This window comes from Paenarthrobacter sp. 10L420 (genome assembly GCF_056395385.1).
In genome coordinates, this window is the sequence record NZ_JBFTJK010000001.1 from 500,258 (window position 1) to 518,649 (window position 18,392).

The 18,392-nt window shown below is 62.4% G+C and carries 15 protein-coding genes and 2 tRNA genes; 12 read left to right on the forward strand and 5 right to left on the reverse strand.

Features of this window, described 5'->3' with window-relative positions; all coding sequences use genetic code 11:
* Positions 1 to 62: 62 nt before the first annotated feature.
* From AC1DD5_RS02425 to AC1DD5_RS02450, 6 genes are all read left to right on the forward strand, one after another.
* Positions 63 to 2,234: a DEAD/DEAH box helicase gene (locus tag AC1DD5_RS02425; protein ID WP_442004011.1), complete on the forward strand. Its 2,172-nt coding sequence runs from the start codon at positions 63 to 65 to the stop codon at positions 2,232 to 2,234.
* A gap of 240 nt (positions 2,235 to 2,474) precedes the next feature.
* Entirely contained in the window at positions 2,475 to 2,966 is a 492-nt protein-coding gene (locus AC1DD5_RS02430; RefSeq protein WP_477520527.1) for a LysM peptidoglycan-binding domain-containing protein, read from the forward strand.
* Positions 2,967 to 3,084: 118 nt separating this feature from the next.
* Positions 3,085 to 3,156, forward strand: a tRNA-Thr gene (locus AC1DD5_RS02435).
* Positions 3,157 to 3,217: 61 nt separating this feature from the next.
* Positions 3,218 to 3,291 (forward strand) — tRNA-Met (locus AC1DD5_RS02440).
* An 86-nt stretch (positions 3,292 to 3,377) separates the two neighbouring features.
* Positions 3,378 to 4,034, forward strand: coding sequence for an SDR family oxidoreductase (locus AC1DD5_RS02445; RefSeq protein WP_477520528.1), 657 nt, complete (start codon positions 3,378 to 3,380; stop codon positions 4,032 to 4,034).
* Positions 4,035 to 4,130: 96 nt separating this feature from the next.
* On the forward strand, positions 4,131 to 5,702 hold the full coding sequence (locus tag AC1DD5_RS02450; RefSeq protein ID WP_477520529.1) for a Na+/H+ antiporter: 1,572 nt from the start codon (positions 4,131 to 4,133) through the stop codon (positions 5,700 to 5,702).
* A gap of 34 nt (positions 5,703 to 5,736) precedes the next feature.
* Here AC1DD5_RS02450 and AC1DD5_RS02455 read toward each other — a convergent pair whose 3' ends face one another.
* Positions 5,737 to 6,960, reverse strand: coding sequence for an ROK family protein (locus AC1DD5_RS02455; protein ID WP_477520530.1), 1,224 nt, complete (start codon positions 6,958 to 6,960; stop codon positions 5,737 to 5,739).
* A 229-nt stretch (positions 6,961 to 7,189) separates the two neighbouring features.
* On the opposite strand from AC1DD5_RS02455, the gene AC1DD5_RS02460 reads away from it, so the two are divergent.
* From AC1DD5_RS02460 to AC1DD5_RS02475, 4 genes are all read left to right on the forward strand, one after another.
* A complete protein-coding gene (locus AC1DD5_RS02460; protein ID WP_477520531.1) occupies positions 7,190 to 8,464 on the forward strand; it encodes an ABC transporter substrate-binding protein in 1,275 nt (424 codons plus the stop codon).
* A 24-nt stretch (positions 8,465 to 8,488) separates the two neighbouring features.
* Positions 8,489 to 9,433 carry a carbohydrate ABC transporter permease gene (locus AC1DD5_RS02465; protein WP_477520532.1) on the forward strand — a complete coding sequence of 315 codons (945 nt, stop codon included), beginning with the start codon at positions 8,489 to 8,491 and terminating at the stop codon, positions 9,431 to 9,433.
* On the forward strand, positions 9,433 to 10,344 hold the full coding sequence (locus AC1DD5_RS02470; protein WP_477520533.1) for a carbohydrate ABC transporter permease: 912 nt from the start codon (positions 9,433 to 9,435) through the stop codon (positions 10,342 to 10,344). The genes AC1DD5_RS02465 and AC1DD5_RS02470 overlap by 1 nt, the downstream gene beginning before the upstream one ends.
* A gap of 76 nt (positions 10,345 to 10,420) precedes the next feature.
* On the forward strand, positions 10,421 to 12,175 hold the full coding sequence (locus tag AC1DD5_RS02475; RefSeq protein WP_477520534.1) for a glycoside hydrolase family 13 protein: 1,755 nt from the start codon (positions 10,421 to 10,423) through the stop codon (positions 12,173 to 12,175).
* Between the two features lie 108 nt (positions 12,176 to 12,283).
* Here the strand turns inward: AC1DD5_RS02475 and AC1DD5_RS02480 are convergent, their stop codons facing one another.
* Genes AC1DD5_RS02480 through AC1DD5_RS02495 form a run of 4 tightly spaced genes read right to left on the reverse strand, consistent with a single transcriptional unit; the run spans position 12,284 to position 16,173 of the window.
* Entirely contained in the window at positions 12,284 to 13,222 is a 939-nt protein-coding gene (locus AC1DD5_RS02480) for a TauD/TfdA dioxygenase family protein (protein ID WP_477520535.1), read from the reverse strand.
* A gap of 52 nt (positions 13,223 to 13,274) precedes the next feature.
* Complete coding sequence (locus tag AC1DD5_RS02485) at positions 13,275 to 14,234, reverse strand: ABC transporter permease (protein ID WP_442018749.1); 960 nt, start codon at positions 14,232 to 14,234, stop codon at positions 13,275 to 13,277.
* Entirely contained in the window at positions 14,234 to 15,142 is a 909-nt protein-coding gene (locus AC1DD5_RS02490; protein WP_442018750.1) for an ABC transporter ATP-binding protein, read from the reverse strand. The genes AC1DD5_RS02485 and AC1DD5_RS02490 overlap by 1 nt, the downstream gene beginning before the upstream one ends.
* 2 nt (positions 15,143 to 15,144) lie before the next feature.
* Positions 15,145 to 16,173, reverse strand: coding sequence for an ABC transporter substrate-binding protein (locus AC1DD5_RS02495; protein ID WP_477520536.1), 1,029 nt, complete (start codon positions 16,171 to 16,173; stop codon positions 15,145 to 15,147).
* A gap of 369 nt (positions 16,174 to 16,542) precedes the next feature.
* On the opposite strand from AC1DD5_RS02495, the gene AC1DD5_RS02500 reads away from it, so the two are divergent.
* Together AC1DD5_RS02500 and AC1DD5_RS02505 are read left to right on the forward strand one after the other, a co-directional pair.
* Positions 16,543 to 17,406, forward strand: coding sequence for an HpcH/HpaI aldolase/citrate lyase family protein (locus tag AC1DD5_RS02500; protein ID WP_442004024.1), 864 nt, complete (start codon positions 16,543 to 16,545; stop codon positions 17,404 to 17,406).
* A gap of 2 nt (positions 17,407 to 17,408) precedes the next feature.
* A complete protein-coding gene (locus tag AC1DD5_RS02505) occupies positions 17,409 to 18,329 on the forward strand; it encodes a DUF2797 domain-containing protein (protein ID WP_477520537.1) in 921 nt (306 codons plus the stop codon).
* The last annotated feature ends 63 nt before the right edge of the window (positions 18,330 to 18,392 follow it).

An 18,392-nucleotide genomic window follows, 5' to 3' on the forward strand; every position in this document is an offset into this window, starting at 1 on the left:
AGTAATGCGGCCAAGCCCAACCGGGCCGCGCCGACTGCCCTATGGATGAGGAATTTCCCCCTATGACCGAAAATCTCAACGAAAACTTCGACGCCCAGAACGCTGAGTCTGCTGACGTAGCAGAGACCGCCGCTGAAGGCACCGTAGTAGAAGCACCGGCTACCGCCGCTGCCCCCGTCGAGAACGCTGCACCCGAGTCTGCAGCCCCCGCCTTCACCGAAGCTCCTGCCCCCAAGGCAGAAGACGAGGAAGAAGAAGGCGTCCGCTTCGTCGATCTTGGCATCGATGGCCGCGTTCTGGCCGCACTGCAGGATGTCGGGTACGAAAAGCCGTCCCCCATCCAGGCAGCTACCATTCCGCTGCTCCTCGAAGGCCGCGACGTCGTCGGCCTGGCCCAGACCGGTACCGGCAAGACTGCAGCCTTCGCTGTTCCTGCCCTGTCCCGCCTGGCTGAGCTGCACGACCTCAACGGCCCGTCCCGCAAGACCCAGGCACTGGTCCTGGCGCCGACGCGTGAACTCGCCCTCCAGGTTGCTGAAGCGTTCACTTCCTACGCCAAGCACATTGATGACTTCACTGTTCTCCCGGTTTACGGTGGCTCCGCTTATGGTCCCCAGCTGGCCGGCCTGCGCCGCGGTGCACAGGTTGTTGTCGGTACCCCCGGCCGTGTGATCGACCACATTGCCAAGGGCTCCCTGGACCTCTCCGAACTCCAGTACTTGGTGCTGGATGAAGCTGACGAAATGCTGCGCATGGGCTTCGCCGATGACGTAGAGCAGATCTTCCAGCAGACTCCGGAAACCCGCCAGGTTGCGCTGTTCTCTGCCACCATGCCGGGCCAGATCCGCCGCATGTCCAAGCAGTACTTGAACAACCCTGCTGAAATCTCGGTGAAGTCCAAGACCACCACCGGTGCCAACACCAAGCAGCGTTACCTTCAGGTCATGGGCCCGCACAAGCTGGACGCCCTGACCCGCATCCTGGAAGTTGAAGAGTTCGACGGCGTTATCGCCTTCGTGCGCACCAAGATGGCAACCGAGGACCTGGCTGACAAGCTGAAGGCCCGCGGTTTCCAGGCTGCCGCCATCAATGGCGACATCCCGCAGCAGCAGCGTGAACGCACTGTTGACGCGCTGAAGGAAGGCCGCATCGACATCCTGGTTGCTACCGACGTCGCAGCCCGCGGTCTTGACGTTGAGCGCATCAGCCACGTCATCAACTACGACATCCCACACGACACCGAGTCCTACGTCCACCGCATCGGCCGCACCGGCCGTGCAGGCCGTTCCGGTGACGCGATCCTGTTCATGACACCGCGGGAGAAGTACCTGCTGCGTTCCATCGAGAAGGCCACGCGCCAGCCGGTGGAGCAGATGCACCTGCCCACAGCCGAGACCGTGAACACGCTGCGCCTGGGCAAGTTCGCCGAGCGCATCACCGAGACGCTTGAGTCCGAGGATGTTGCAGCATTCCGCGACCTCATCTCCTCCTACGAGGAAGAGCACAACGTACCGGCCTCGGAGATCGCTGCTGCACTTGCCGTCATGGCACAGGGCGGACAGCCGCTGCTGGTCAAGGAACTGCCTGCAGCTCCTGAGTACCAGAAGCGCGAACGCTCCAAGGACGGCTTCGGCTCCCGTGGCCCGACCCGTGCACTCACCGAGGGCAACGCCACCTACCGGATCGCCGTCGGACGCCGTCAGCGCGTCATGCCGGGCTCCATCGTGGGCGCCATTGCCAACGAAGGTGGCATCTCTTCCGCACAAATCGGTGGCATCGACATCCGCTCGGACCACTCCCTGGTGGAGCTTCCGGCCGACCTGAGCCCCGAGCAGCTGCGCGCACTGTCCCGCACCCGCATTGGTGGCGAACTGATCAACCTCGAGCTGGACAACGGACGCAAGCCCAGCGGCGACCGTGGCAGCTACTCCGGTGGTGGCGCCGGTGGCCGTGGTGGCTATGGCGACCGCGAAAACCGTGGTGGCGGCAACTTCAAGGGCAGCGGTGGGTTCAAGAAGGACTTCCGCAAGTCCGAAGGTGGCGAGCGTTCCTCTGCTGACCGTGGCGGCCGCACGTACAGCGACCGCTCCGAGCGCACTGCAGGCAGCTTCGGCGATCGTGACCGTGGCCAGTCCAGCGGCTCCCGCTTCGGTGGACACGGCGACGGCGCCCGCAAGCCCCGCAGCGGTGGCGAAGGCGGACACCGCGACTTCAACCGCAAGGGCAAGTGGTAAACACTTTCTTGGTGATCATCACTAACTAGTTCCCGTCAGGGGGTCGGCTTTCGGGCCGGCCCCTTGTGGCGTTTAATCCCACAATTCCCGCTCTTGTTCGTCATTCCCTCCGTTCAAGGGCGGGTGGGACGAACAAGGGCGGGTTCCATGCCAGGGGGAGCCGCCGTACGATCAAAGTGCTACGAGCCGCGTAGCCGCGAAGAGCCTGATGGTCGCACGCTGAATGCAGGAGGGTTCCCCATGGGATTGCTCGACAATTTGAAGAAGAACCTGGGCCTTGGTGAGAAGGATCACCGAAGCGCCCCCGTTGATCCTGCGGACAAGTCCGCTGCCGACCGCTCCGCTGTGGACCAGGCCGCAGAGGATACTGCCGCCGTCGATGCTTCTGCGTCGAGCAAGGCCGCCGCAGAAGCTGCTGCAGCCCAAGCGGCTGAGCAGCAGGAGGCAGCCAACGCTGCAGGCGCTCAGATCGCCGAGCAGGCGGGCTTGGAGCCCGGAGCGCCAGAGGTCCAGCCACTGGCCCAACAGGCAGCCTCTGAGGCCGCTTCCGAGGCAGGGCAGCAGGGTCCAGTCGCCCCACGCGTCACGGAGGTTGTGGTGGAGCCCGGGGACACGATGAGCGGCATCGCTGCGCAGTTCGGGGTGGACCTCGGAGCCCTGATCGCAACCAATGCTGACACGGTGCCCAACCCGGATCTCATCTACCCCGGACAGGTCCTCCGTCTGCCCTGATTTGGGCGGTATTTGGATCAGGAAAGTGGCGTCTGCGCAAATTGTGTCGACGCCGTTTTTCCCCGGATTTTCGCCGATTTGTAGCTTCTGAAAACGTCCGGTAGAGTATTTACTCGTTGCCCCCCTAGCTCAGTGGTAGAGCGCGTTCTTGGTAAGAACGAGGTCACCGGATCGATTCCGGTGGGGGGCTCTGAATGAGGGCCTGTGTCAAGGCGGTTTTGACCGGCTTGACACAGGTTTTTCTCATTCGTGGCGGTGTAGCTCAGTTGGTTAGAGCGCACGACTCATAATCGTGAGGTCGGGAGATCGAGCCTCCCCACCGCTACACAGCAAGACCCCGCAGATTTACGTCTGCGGGGTCTTTTCATATCCCCGGCCGCGCCACCCTCCCATGTGGGACAGAATGGGTGCATGAGCCGAATCGCAATCATTGGCGGCCACGGCAAAGTGGCCCTTCATTTATCCCGGATTCTTAGTGGCGAAGGTCACGATGTCACGTCGTTCATTCGAAATCCCGATCATGTGGCAGAAGTCACGGAGACCGGCGCCACCGCGCAGGTGCTGGACGTGGAAAACTCGACGACGACGGAACTCGCCCAGGCGCTGAAGGGCCACGACGCCGCGGTCTGGTCGGCCGGGGCCGGTGGGGGTAATCCGGCCAGGACCTATGCAGTGGACCGGGACGCCGCCATCCGATCCATGGACGCGGCCAAGGAAGCCGGCATCAAGCGTTACGTGATGGTTTCCTACATAGGCAGCGCAAAGGATCACGGCATCCCCGAGGACCACCCCTTCTTCCCCTACGCCGAGTCCAAGGCCGCCGCTGATGACTACCTGCGCAGTACCGGCCTGGACTGGACGGTGCTGGCACCCGGAACTTTGACGGAGGAGCCGGCATCAGGACTGATCGAAGTCAACCCGGCCAATCCTGGCAACGGCACCAGGACTTCCCGCGCGAACGTTGCCCTGGTGGCGGCCGCCGTCCTGGAACTTCCCGGCACTATCCACCGGACCATCACTTTCAAGGATGGAACAGTTGACGTAGTGGATGCCCTGACCGCCGATTGAGGTGGCAAGGGATCCGTGGACCCCGGGATAGGTTTGTAAGTAGCTTCCGCGGCATTGTACGCAGACGCGACGTACAACTTCTGGGGAAGCGGGAACATGGATCAGCTGGCACTTATTATCGGATTGCTGCTTGCCACGGTGCTGGCCGTCGGCTTGGGGGACAGGCTTCGGCTTCCATACCCGGTCCTGATGCTGCTCCTGGCTGTTGCGTTGACCTTCATTCCGGGCTTTCCGGAGTTTGAGATCTCGCCTGAGTTGATCCTGCCGATCTTCCTCCCGCCGTTGCTCTTTGCCACGGCGCAGAAGAGTTCGTGGGCCGTTTTCCGCGTCCGGTGGCGGACGCTGCTCCTCATGGCTGTCGCCTTGGTGGTGGTCTCCACAGCAGTGGTGGCTGGTGCTGCGTGGCTCATGATTCCTGGCATCGGGATTCCGGCAGCTATTGCCTTGGGAGCCATGGTTGCGCCGCCGGATCCCGTCGCAGTCGAGTCCGTGGCTGGCCGCGTTCACATGCCGAGGCGGCTCATTACCGTTCTGCAGAGCGAGGGCCTTTTCAATGACGCCGCCGCCATTGTGATCTTCCAGGCAGCGGTTGCCGCCACGGTCTCCGGTAGCGAGGTGGGGCCTAACCTCATATGGCAGTTCGTGGTGGGTGCGGCGTTGGCAGTGGTCATCGGCATCGCCATGGGCTGGCTGACAAAGTTCATCACCAAGCTTGTGACGTCCATGGTGGCACGCAGTGCGGTCACGCTTGTGGTTCCGTTCGCTGCCTACATCCTGGCGGAAGAGCTGCACGCCTCAGGTGTGGTGGCCGTCGTCGTGACTGCCCTGGAACTGCAACGCCACGCAAGGCCGCAGGATGCTGCAGAACGCATTACGCGGACAGCCTTCTGGGACGTGGTGGAGCTGCTGGCAACCGGACTGGCCTTCGGCCTGGTGGGCTTGGAGATCCGTCACGTCGTCCGTGACGAGGGGACGGCGATCTTCGGGATGATTGGCGTTGCTGTGGTGATCTGCATCCTGGTGTTCGCCGTTCGCTACCTGTGGCTCGGGCTGCTTGCGCTGACCGCCCACCAGCGGCGGAATCTCCTGCAGCCAACCTCGCCCAAGGAAGTACTCATCCTGACATGGTGTGGAATGCGTGGGCTGGCGACACTGGCTCTCGCTTTGGCGCTCCCGGTGACCTTGCCTGACGGCAGCGACTTTCCCGCACGACACGAAATCCTGGTCATCGCCTGCGCGGTGCTCCTGGCCACCTTGGTCCTGCCGGGCCTGACACTTCCGTGGCTGATGCGGGTCCTCAAAGCCACGGAGGACGGTTCCCACGAAAAGGATGCTGCGCGGGTTCTTGCCAAGCGTGCGCAGTCGGCGGCGGTGTCGGCGCTGAAGGACCACGAGCTCATGAAGGAACTTCCCGCGGACAAAGTGGCGTTGGTCAAGGAAAAGATGCGCCGGCTCCATGCAGAACTGCTGGATGGGACGTTGCGCAACGAGTCAGCGGCGGAGAAACGCAAGCGAGGGCGTGAGCTTGCCATTGCCGTGCAGACGATTGCGCTGGATGCCGCCCGCCAGGAAGTGGTGGAGGCGCGCAATGAGCCTGGGACTGATCCGGAAGTGGCAGATCGTGTTCTGAGGCAGCTGGACCTGCGCACCATGTCCATGCCGGAATAGCGGCTTCCGGATGCAGCCCAGCACCAGGCGCGGATCAGGAAGCGTCCGCGCGCTTCGGCAATGACGAGGGGGAGAGGTCCAGCGCGTGTTCCTCGACGTAGTCCAGGGCGTGGCGGATCGCGCCGAGGGACACAATGCCGTCGCCCAGAGTGGAGGTTGCCAGGCGCGGGGGAGTGAACGTGAAGTCCGGCAACTGCTTCTCAATGGCTGGGATCAGGGCGTGGGCAGAGGCTGCCACGGCTCCGGCAATAACTACCAGCTCTGGGTTGACCAAAGTACTGATTGACCCGATCACGCGGGCCATGCGGTGCGCCACGCGGTCCAGGGCGTGACGGGCGGCGTGGTCGCCTTCCGCAGCTGCCTTGAAAACCATCTCTGCTGTGAGTGCTGCAGGATCATCCTCGCAAAGTTCCCGCAGCTTGGTGGTCTCGCTGCCCGAAAGGGCTTCCCGCCCCCACAACACAGCGTAGTGGGCGATGCCGTAGGTGTCGCCCACGCCGTCCACCGTATCCAGATATCCGAGTTCCCCAAAGCCACCAAGCTGCCCGTGGAGCAAACGGCCGGATTCGAGGATTCCGGAACCCAGGCGGTCGCCGGCGAGCATGACAACGAGGTTGTCGACTCCCTGTGCGGTGCCCTGCCACCGTTCCGCGAGGGCTGCGAGGTTGGCGTCATTTTCCAGGAGTACCTGCCAGCCATGCCGCTCTGAAACAATCTGGCGGACATCGAAGGATTTCCAGAATTCCTGGACGGTGAGAACCTCGCCGTCGCGGCTTACCGGCGCAGCCACTCCCACAGACACAGCAAGAACCGAGTCTGCAGATACGCCGGCCTTTTTCAGGACATCGGCGGCGATCCGGTCCAGCACATCCGCGCGCTCATTGGCAGGCACAATGTATGTACGGAAGGGCATCGTGACTTGCGATAGAGGTGTTCCCGCCATGTCAGCCACTATGGCCGTGATCTTGTTGGCGCCGATGTCGATCCCAAGCACGCTGGCCGCGCTGTCGTCGAAGATAAAGCGGCGCGCCGGCCTGCCCTTAATGTAGTCTCCGGCCCCTCGCTGGTTTTCCAGCTCCTGGAGCCAGCCGAGCCGGACGAGTTCGTCGCAGATGGAAATGACGGTGGCGCGGGAAAGCCCGGTGGACGCCATGAGTTCCGTGCCTGTTACGACGCCGGCACCCCGCATGGCCTTGAGCATCGCGCCGGCATTGACCCTTCGAACCAGCTGTGTTGACGGCGCAGTCCCGATCAGCATGCGATGCTCCCAGTTTCCAGCCGCCTACCAGAGTGATAGAGCGGTCTCTCTAAATTTAGTACATAAATTTAGATGGCGACGCATTTCCTCAAAAGCTTGACCATGTGGCGCTCCTCACTAAATACTAGCGATAGGTCATAAATTTACCTCCTATCTAAAGTCGGAGGTTGAACGCGACCACCTCCCCCAAGGCATAGCCGCCACTGGGGGTCCGCAAGACGAAAGGACTATGGAGTCTGTGAAAGCTTCGCGCAAGAAACGCATGGCAGCGATGGGCCTGGGTCTGGCTCTGCTCGCCGGCCTTCTCTCGGGCTGCACCGGGGAACCGGGCAAAGAGACTATCCGCTTCACCTTCAGCAAGCGGGAGGCCATCGGCTTCATGACCAAGCTGGTTGCCGACTACAACGCTTCCCAGAACAAAACCGAGGTAGTACTGGACACCTCGGGTGTCGACGTCGTGTCCGCCAGCTTCGTCCGTGGCAATCCACCGGACATCGCGCTTGCAAACTACAACATGGAGACGTCCCGCTTTGTCCAGCGCGGAGCGTTGAGCGACTTGTCCGGCACGGAAGCCGCCTCCCGCGTCCGCGAAGACCTCCAGCCGCTCATGGACCAGTACGGTTCCTATCCTGGCCGGACCAGTGCCCTGCCGTACTCGGTCATGGCGTCCTCGGTGATCTACAACAAGGAGATCTTCGCTGCGCACAACATCGCCGTGCCGAAGACGTGGAGCGAGATGGTCGCGGCGTGTGAAGCGCTGAAAGCCGCTGGGGTAACGCCGTTCTATGCCACGTGGAAGGACGACTGGACGATCGCTCAAGGGTGGTTTGACTACTCGGTAGGTGGGCAGGTGGACACGATTGACTTCTTCAAGAAGCTTGCTGCCGAAGGCACGGAGGTTGGGCCGGAATCCTCCGTGTCATTCCAGAAAGACTTCAACCAGCCAGTCGAGAAGATGCTGACACTCGCAAAGAGCTACGTCAACAAGGATGCTGCAAGCCGGGCCTATGGCGACGGTAATCTTGCTTTCTCGCAGGGCAAAGCGGCCATGTATCTGCAGGGCCCGTGGGCATTCAGCGAGATCGCCAAGACCGCCCCGGACCTCAAGCTCGGAACCTTTCCCCTCCCGATGACCGAAGATCCCAAGGATCTGCGCGTTCGCGTCAATGTGGACCTCGCGGCCTGGATTCCCGAGGCGTCCAAGCACAAGGATGCTGCACGTAACTTCCTCGAGTACCTGTACAGGCCAGAGGTGATCGATGCCTACAACAAATCACAGTTGGGCTTCACGCCTACCAAGGATTCTGCCAACGTCCCGGACCCCCGGATTGAGGGAATGGTGGAGTACTACGAGAAATCGCAGGTTTACCAGGGTCCCTCGGTGCTCGTTCCGCGGACCATCCCGATCATGAACTACACGCAGGCAATCGTGTTTGGCGCGTCCCCTGCATCCACCCTCAGCACGCTCGACGCAGATTGGGCGCGCCTGGCGTTCCGCCAGTAGTGCAGAACATAGGAAGTCAGAAATATGTCCAGCATCAGCACCTCAACCACGTCCGGCCAGAGTCGCAAAAGCCAGAGCAGCCAACCGCAGAGCACCCCACCGCAGCGCAGCAGGCGGCGTGTGGAACCGATCTTCTACTTTTTCCTCGTGCCCAGCCTCATCCTGTTCACGCTCGCCATCACGATTCCGGGCATCATCGGTATCTTCTTCAGCTTCACGGACTCCATCGGAATCGGTGATTGGGAGTTCATCGGCCTGACCAACTACATCGCGATCTTCAGTGATCCCGCCATCCTGCAGAGCTATCTGTTCACTTTCGGTTTCTCCATCGTCACGGTGATCGCGGTCAACGTGATCGCCTTTCTCCTGGCAGTCGGGCTCACGTCGCGCATCCGGATGAAGTCCGCTTTGCGGACCATCTTCGTTATCCCGATGGTGGTTTCCGGCATCATCATCGCCTACGTGTTCAACTTCCTGTTTTCGAACTCCCTGCCTGCGGCGGGTGTTGCGGCAGGGATCCCGTGGCTGGAGAGCAGCCTGCTGGCCAACCCCGACCTCGCGTGGATTGCGATTGTCCTTGTCACAGCCTGGCAGGCCGTACCGGGGGCCCTGCTCATCTACATTGCGGGCCTTGTTGCTGTGCCCGGGGACGTCTATGAGGCCGCGGAAATCGACGGCGCGAGCAAATTCCAACAGCTGCTGAAGATCACCCTTCCGTTGGTGGCCGGTTACGTGGTCATCAACATCATTCTTGGGTTCAAGGGCTTCCTTAATGCCTACGACATCATCGTCGGGCTGACGAACGGCGGCCCGGGGACCTCCACCCGAAGCATCGCGATGACTGTCATCGCCGGTTTCAATGGCGGCGACTACGCCTACCAGATGGCCAATGCAACCATCTTCTTCGTGGTCGCCATCCTTATCTCACTCCTGCAGCTCTCGCTGACTCGCGGACGGAATGCACTCTGATGACCCCAGAAACCACCCTCGCAATCGGGGACTCCTCCCACGTTGAACCCGGCACCGCTCCAAGCAGCCGACGGCGGTCGGCTCCGGCCCTCGAGCGGGTCAATTGGCCGGCAACCACGGTCCTCGTCCTGTGCGCGGTAACCGTGCTGCTTCCCCTCTACGTCACGGTGTCCATGGCCTTCAAGACCCAGGGGCAGGCGGTGGACGGCAATGCCTTCTCATTTCCCGCCCCCTTCAGCCTCGACGGTTTTATCCAAGCCTGGACCCTGACGAACTTTCCCGTGGGTGCCACGATGTCATTGCTGGTGACCGCAGGGACCGTCCTTGCCACCATCGTCCTTGCTGCATTCGCCTCCTACGCGATTGTGCGCAACTGGGAACGCCGGTTGTTCAGGTACTCGTTCTTCTACCTTCTTGGCGCGATGTTCATTCCGTTCCCGGTGGTTGCACTGCCGCAGATCCAGCTCACCGGTCGTCTTGGGCTGGACAATCCGCTCGGCGTCATCCTCCTGGCCACCATGTTCCAACTGAGCTTCAGCGTGCTGCTCTTCACTGCATTCCTGCGTTCCATCCCCATGGAACTGGAAGAGAGTGCCCGGATCGATGGCGCTACAACATGGCAGACATTCTGGAAGCTGATCTTCCCGCTGTTGGCGCCGATGAGTGCAACCGTCGGTATCTTCGCCTTCCTCTATGCGTGGAATGACTTCATGATGCCGTCGCTGATCATTTCCGATCCGGCGCTGCAGACCCTTCCAGTACGGCAGAACCTGTTTCAAACCCAGTTCAGCAACAACTACCACGTGTCTTTCGCCTCCTACCTGATGGCGATGGCGCCCGCGATCGTCGCGTACCTCTTCACGCAGAGGTGGGTCATGGCGGGCGTGACACAAGGTGCCGTTAAGGGCTAGTGGATGTTGACCTTCCGAGCCCAGCGTTTCATACTGGTCCGGGACATAAATTTAGATTCTAAATCAAAGGAGTTTCGTGAGCACTTCCGCCACTCAGGCACACCGTACCGACGAAGAGCGAATGGCTGATCCGAACTGGTGGCGCCAGGCAGCTGTGTACCAGATCTACCCGCGCAGCTTCGCCGACTCCAACGGTGACGGCATCGGTGACCTCAAGGGCATCACTGCCAAGGTTCCGTACCTGAAGGAACTGGGGATCGACGCCGTTTGGCTGAGCCCGTTCTACCCGTCGGCGCTCGCGGACGGTGGCTACGACGTCGACGATTACCGCAACGTGGACCCCAAGCTGGGGACGCTTGAAGACTTCGATGAAATGGCAGCGGCACTGCATGCCGCAGGCATCAAGCTGGTGGCCGACATCGTGCCCAACCACTCTTCGGACCGCCACGAGTGGTTCAAGGAGGCACTGGCATCGCCGAAGGGTTCTGCTGCGCGGGAACGCTACATCTTCCGGGACGGCCGGGGCGAAAACGGCGAGTTGCCGCCGTCGGACTGGGACTCTGTCTTCGGTGGACCCATCTGGGAGCGCATCACTGAACCTGACGGCACTCCCGGCCAGTGGTACATGCACATCTTCGCCAAGGAGCAACCGGACTTCAATTGGGACAACCCTGAGGTGCGCGAGGACTTCCTGAAGACCCTGCGCTTCTGGTCCGACCGCGGCGTGGACGGCTTCCGCATCGACGTCGCCCACGGCATGGCCAAGGATCTCTCCGAGCCGCTGCCGATGAAGGCAGACCTTGAGGCCCGGGCTCATGGCACCGATGGTTTCGTGGACGGATCGCACCCGTTCTGGGACCGCGACGAAGTCCATGAGGTCTACGCCGAGTGGCGCAAGCTCTTCAACGAGTACAACCCGCCGCGCACCGCCGTCGCCGAAGCCTGGGTCCATGAATCCCGCCGCGCCCGCTATGCCAGCCCCGAGGGACTGGGCCAGGCCTTCAACTTCGACCTCCTGCAGGCCGACTTCGAGGCGCCTTCCTTCCGGAAGATCATCACGGAAAACCTGATCGCCGCCAAGGAAACCGGGGCGTCCTCCACCTGGGTGTTCTCCAACCACGACGTCGTCCGCCACGCCACCCGTTACGGACTGCCCAAGGGTGGTTCAGTTGCGCAGGGAACCAACGCCGCCCAGGATGTCTCGGCCAGCAAGCCAAAGGGCCAGGACGGTAAAGGCTGGCTGCTGGCTGGCGCGCCTGCGGAAGAGCTCGACGTCGAACTCGGCTTGCGCCGTGCCCGCGCCGCCACGTTGCTGCTCCTCGCCCTGCCCGGCTCCGCCTACCTTTACCAAGGCGAAGAGCTTGGCCTGCAGGAAGTAGCTGAGATCCCGGACTCTGAGCGGCAGGACCCGTCCTTCTACCGCAACCCAGGGGTGGAGATCGGTCGCGATGGTTGCCGCGTCCCACTGCCGTGGACCTCAGAAGGACCCTCCTACGGCTTCGGAGAAGGCAAGGCACACTTGCCGCAGCCGGAATGGTTCGCAAAGTACGCGGTGTCCGAGCAGGAAGGGCGTGAAGGCTCAACGCTGGAGCTTTACCGCAAAGCGCTGCGCTTGCGCCGGGAACTGCAGACCGACGAGGAACTCGAATGGGTTGAGACCGGAAACCAGGACGTCCTGCACTTCAGCCGTCCTGGTGGTTGGGAAACGGTAACCAACTTCGGAAGTGAGCCCTTCGCACTTCCGGTGGGTACCGTCGTCGTGAGCAGCGGACCGCTGGAAGGCGGCCTGCTCCCCGCGGATACCACCGCCTGGGTGGTCCGCGACGCGTAAGCGCCGGGCCTCCCTTAAACCCAACTGAGTCGCAGTTGTGCGCGTTATGAGCTGAAAACGTGCTTAACTGCGACTCAGATGGGTTACAACAGCAACACATATTCGCCCCTACGAAACGGCGGCGACGGTCACCGGGGCCACCACCGAGTAGGTGCTGGAATCACCCTGAATGGCCTGACTTGCCTTGCCGTCGATGCTGACAGGAATGTCGCCGGCAATGGTGACACGATTGAGCTTGCGCGGCTGCCCGTCGTAGTTGTCCGGGGCGTAGTGCTGGGTGATCCGGTTGTCGAACAAGACAACCTGGTTGGGCTCCCAATTCACGCGGACCACGTTCTCCGGGCGGGTCACATAAGCCTGCAGCAGCCGGATGATGTCCCGGGATTCGGTGTTGGACAGGCCCACGATCCGAAGCCGCTGCGCGAAGCCCCCAATGAACAATCCGCGCTCGCCGGTCAACGGGTGGACTCGCACCACGGGGTGGGCGGTTTCGAACTTCAGGCGGGTGAATTCCTTGCGTCGCTCTTCCGCGTTGGAATGCTCAAGGTTTTTGGGCACTGAGTAGTCGTAATCGTTGGTGTGGATGGCCCACAGGGTATCCGCGAAGTTGCGCAGTTCCTCCGGCAGGTCCTGGTAGGCGCCAGCGGAGGAAGCGATGAGCGTCTCCCCGCCGTAGGCAGGCAGGTCGATGCTCCGCAACGTGGAGGCCTGCGGCGGATTGACCACGAACGTCACGTCCGTGTGCCAGTTGTTCGCGGAGCCATTCTCGCTGTCCACCGGCAAGACGTTTTCTTCACCTTCCACGGACGCAACCGTGGGATGTGCCTTGGTGAGCGGACCGAAATGGCTGGCGAACTTCACCTGGGCTTCGTCGGTGAGGATATTGGCCTCCCGGAACACCAGGGCCTTGTGCTCGTTGAGCGCACCCCGGATCTGAGCGACCGTGTCCTCGCTGAGGTCTCCACTGATGTCGAGTCCGCGGATTTCCGCGCCGATGCGGGAGCCTAGTTTGGCGAATTCAAGCTTGGTTTCGGTAATGACGGTCATTGTTTTTTCCTTACTTTGTGATGGTTTGTGGCAGATGCCACGGGGATGGTTTTCAGGGGGCGTCCGCGCCCACTGCCGTCCGCCAGCGGGAGAAGTGACGTTCCAGGGCGACCAGCAGGAAGTTCACGCCAAGGCCCAGCAGCGAGACCGTGAGGATGCCCGCATACATGTCAGGGATCAGGAAGCTGCTCTGCGCGTTCACGATCAAGTAGCCAAGGCCGGCCTTGGCGCCGACCATTTCGGCGGCGATCAGCACCAGGATGGACGCGGTGCCGGCCATCCGGATACCGGTAAAGATCGTGGGCACGGCCGATGGCAGGATGACCTTCTGGAAGAGCCGGAAACTGTTCAGTCCCAGCGAGCGCGCAGCCCGGATGAGCAGCGGATCCACGGTTTTCACTCCCGCGATCGTGTTCAGAAGCACTGGGAAGAAAGCCGCATAAGCCACGATGCTGATTTTGGATTCCTCGCCGATGCCCAGCAGCAGCGTGAACACGGGCAGCAGGGCCAGTGCGGCCGTGTTGCGGAAGAGCTCCAGCAAGGGGTTGAGGACTGCGTTGAGCCGTCCGTACCAAGCGATCAAGAGTCCCAGCAACACGCCTGCAACGAGCGCCGCGCCGAAACCGGTGACGGACCTGGTGAGGCTGGCCGCGATGTGGCCTTGGATGGTGCCTGCTTCAAAGAGCTTGCCCCATGCCAGCAGCACTTCGTGCAACGGTGGCAGGAAGACCCTGGTGGACGGGCTGGCCAGATACGTCGGCCCGAGTTCCCACAGTGCCAGGAAGGCCAGGATGCCTGCAGACTTCCACACGCCTGAACCGGCTGCTGCCGTAACCCTGCGCACGGTGGTGAGGACCGGCGTCGAACGTTGCGCCGTGTCTTCCCGGGCAGCGGCGTCCTGGCCGTTTGCGGCATCAGTACCGGAAGGCCCGACGGCGTTACCCGGCTCGCTCGTGACGCTTGCCTTGCGCGCTGCCGCCGCGGATTCTGTCTGCGTCAATGTGGTGCTCATCAGGCCGCAGTCCTTTCATTGGTGACGGTTCCCTCTTTAGTGACGGTTGACGGTTCATCAGGTGCGCTGCCGTCCGGGAGGATCTTCCTGTGCCCGGCGTCCTGTGCGCGGCGGACCTCATCGTGGAGGAGCGTCCATACCTCATGCCGGTGCTCGACGAAGGCCGGGTGGGAGCGGATGTCGTCCTCGCCGTCGCGATCGGGGATGTTGATGTCCACAATTTCCTTCAGCCGGCCCGGCCGCGCGCTCAGCACAGCTACGCGCTCGCCGAGGTAAACGGCCTCGTCAATGCCGTGCGTGATGAACACGATCGTCTTGCCGGTGGCCTTCCAGATGCGCAGCAGTTCGTCCTGCAACTGTTCGCGGGTTTGGGCGTCCAATGCCGCGAAAGGCTCGTCCATCAGAAGGACGTCGGGCTCGTAAGCCAGGCTCCGGGCAATGGCAACACGTTGCTTCATGCCGCCGGAGAGCTCATGAGGATAGCGGTCCTCGAACCCAGCCAGCCCGACCAATGCCAGATACTCCTTGGCCTTGGCTGCCCGTTCCCGGCGGTTCAATTTCCTGCCGTCCGGCCCTGCTCCTTCCAGGCCGATGGACACGTTGGCCGATGCTGTCCGCCAAGGGAACAGGGCGTACTGCTGGAACACCACAGCGCGGTCCTTGCCGGGACCCGTCACAGGTTTGCCGTCAACGAGCACCTCCCCGGACGTGGGCGTCGAGAGACCCGCGAGCAAGTCCAGCAGCGTGGTCTTACCGGAGCCGCTGGGCCCTACCAAGGTGAGGAACTCGCCGTCGCGCACGTCCAGGCTCAGCGAATCTATGGCTGTGAGCGTCGTGGCAGCAGTGGACTTGGTAGCCCGGACGGTGAATTGTTTGGTGACATTGCGGAGGCTGATTTTGGCTGTCATGGCTATCCTTTCTTGGCGCCGGCGAGATCGTTGAATTCATTGGTGTAATACTTGGACGGCGTGAGCTTGTCCTTCACGATCCCGGCAGAGTTCAGCCACGCCTCCCAGCGGGTGAAGTCCTCGTCCTTGATCACACCGCTGTCCGGAACACCAGGGCTCTTCCAGAACTTCAGGTTGGCTGTGCTCTCATTGCGTCCGCGGTTTTCGATGATCTTGGTGAAGCGGGCAATGACTTCGTCGCGGGGTGTTTCTGCTGCCCATTTGATGGCTTTGGCGACACCTGTGGTGAAAGTGCGGGTGGTGTTCGGGTTCTTTTCGATGAAGTCGTTCCGGAGCACGACCTGGCCGCCCGCAAAGTTGCCGAACAACTGCACATCACTGAACAGCGAACGCAGTCCGCCAGCCTCAATGGCCCTGTCCTGCAGCACTCCGCCAAGGGTGCCGGCGTCCACTTGGCCGCGGCGGATGGCTTCCTCGGTATCGTTCGGAGCCAAGGGGACGAGCTGGACCTGCATGATCTCGTCCTGGCTGAGACCGTTCTGCGTCAGGTACGTATTGATGACCGCTTCGTGGTGTGCGCCCAGGGTGTTGACCGCGATCTTCTTGCCGATCAGGTCGCGGGGTCCCTTGATGGAGCTGTCCGCCTTCACGTAGTAGCCGTTGAAGGTCTTCTGGTCCGAGCCGTAGTAGTTGACCACGGCCTTCACGGGGGCGCCCGCTTCGATCAGCTTCACCACCGCTCCGGAGAATGCGCCGCCGAAGTCCGTCTGGTTGGTCGCCGCGGACTGGATGTCCTGGGGCCCGCTGGTGGTGTTGCCCACCCAGTTCAGCTTCAGGTCGCCCAGATAGCCGAGGTCTGCAGCAAGCTCGGGGAAGGTCACATTGTTGGCGGAGCCTTGGTAGCGGAGTTCCTTGACCTCGTTGCCGGGTTGGTTCGCTTGTCCGGCTTCGGCTGCACCGCCGCAGCCGGACACCGTCAGCGCTAGTACGACGGCGGCCGCGACGCTCAGCAGGGGCAGGTGCAGTTTCATGGGAGCTACTTTCGAGTGAGTGTGGTTCGGTTGGGGGAGCCGTACGTTCAGCGGCTTGGGAACGATGTAAGCCCATCTGCACCGCCGGTGGAAAGCTCCGCGGTCATGGTGGGAAACGGCGGGAAACGGCGGGAAACGGCGGGAAATGCTGTGAAACAGCGGGCAACCGGGCGCAACGCGAAGCCATGAAATGCAACCGACGGACACAAAGTCGCAGCATTGAGCTGCATGAAGAAGCGAATGGCGCGTGCCGCCGTCGGACGGTCATACTGGGCGCGGGCACAGTCATAAGGGCTTTAGTTCGTATTGATCCTCACAACCGGGCGGATTTCTTCGCCCTGCGGGCCGCTTGCCGGATACGGTAGATACATGACGTCTAGCATCGCCGCCGAATCCATTCGGCCTACCCGCAATATTCCCGCCGATATCGCCCGCTCATGGCTCCTTGTGAACGCCATGAAGACGGAACTCTTCGACGAATCCGCGGTCTCACGGGCAGACGCCATCATCCTGGACATTGAAGACGCCGTTGATCCCTCCCAGAAGGATGCTGCCCGCGAGAATGTCGTGAACTGGCTGAGGTCCGGCGGTCAGGCCTGGGTTCGCATCAACGACGCCACCAGTCCCTTCTGGGCCGATGACCTCGCTGGCCTTCGCGGCACCCCGGGCCTGCTCGGCGTGATGCTCGCCAAGACCGAGTCCGCGGACCAGGTCACCGAGTCCTACCACCGCATGGACGGCAAGACACCCGTGATCGCACTGGTTGAGTCGGCCCTCGGCATCGAGGAAGCCAACCACATTGCCCGCGCCCAGGGTGCCTTCCGCCTGGCCTTCGGCTCCGGCGATTTCCGCCGCGACACCGGCATGGCCGCTACCCCCGAGGCCATGGCCTACCCGCGTGCCAAGCTCGTCGTTGCCAGCCGCGTGGGCAACCTGCCGGGCCCCATTGATGGGCCCACAGTCGGCACGAACCACCCCATTCTGCGCGAGCAGACCGGCATCACCGTCACCATGGGCATGACCGGCAAGCTGTGCCTGGCCATCGACCAGACCACCGTGATCAACGAGGTCATCAGCCCCACCCCGTCGGACGTTGCCTGGGCAACCGACTTCATGAGCGACTTCGAAGCCAATGGTCGGGTTATCCGCGATGGTTCCGACCTTCCGCGCCTTGGCCGTGCCGAGAAGATCATGAAGCTCGCAGTTGCCTTCGGGGTTCAGCCCTCCCTGTAGCCATGCTGGTCCACGGCATAGCTTGGGACTCTTCTTCACCGGCGTTGAGGTTGCTGCGGCCGGACGGGGAGTTCAGTGACGTTGCGTTGGCCCCGGGTTCAACCCTGGGCCTTCGCGTCATGCCCGGAGTGTGGTGCCTTGGCCATACCAAAGTCCACGGGCCAGGCAACCGAACCCATGTTCCTTGCCGCAGCGGTTCCCCAGCCGAGCGTGGGAAGCAATGCGGGGCCTGCTTCGCCAAGGACGATTCCCGGCTCATGCATGACTTCCACCGAGGCGGCTCAGTTCCCACCGGCCTCCGCGCTTACCTGATGCAGCCACACTGGCTGTACGTTGCAACGTTCGCCAACGGGGCCACCAAGGTCGGGACTGCCTCGGCACCCCGCAAGTGGAACCGGCTGGCCGAGCAGGGTGCCGTGCACGCTTCCTATGTTGCCCTTGCCGACGACGGTCGGGTTGTTCGGGTGCTCGAGGACCTTGTGACCCGTGAGCTTGGGCTCGTCCAGCAGGTCCGTTCCGCTGCCAAGGCGGCGTCGCTCGTTGAGCCGCGTCCCGGCGTCGAGATTGTTGCCACCAATCGCCGGCATGCCGGACAGGTGCGCGGCTTGCTGGGCGGACTTGCCATGAACGGGTTCGCCCTTGTGGAGGAAGAGTGGGAGCGGCCGGCCTTGGCTGACCGGCTCTGCACCGTTCGCGCCTCCGGTTCTTCCCGCCACCCGTACCCAGCAGCGTTCGACGGCGGCGGGCATGGTCTGCGGGTCCACTCACTTTCCGGTGCCATCGCCTTGGCCGGTCTCCCCGACGCCGAGGGCAACGAGGTGGAGGGTAGCTTCGTGGCAGACCTGGGCGCGTTGAAGGGACGAAAGATCGAGTTCGGCCCCCACGTCACGGAAATCCCCGCGCTGCAGGACTCGTTGTTCTAACTCCTTGTGGGGCCTGGTGTGCGGGCTATTTGTCGGTTTGGGGCGCAGAGCGGGCCCCGCAAC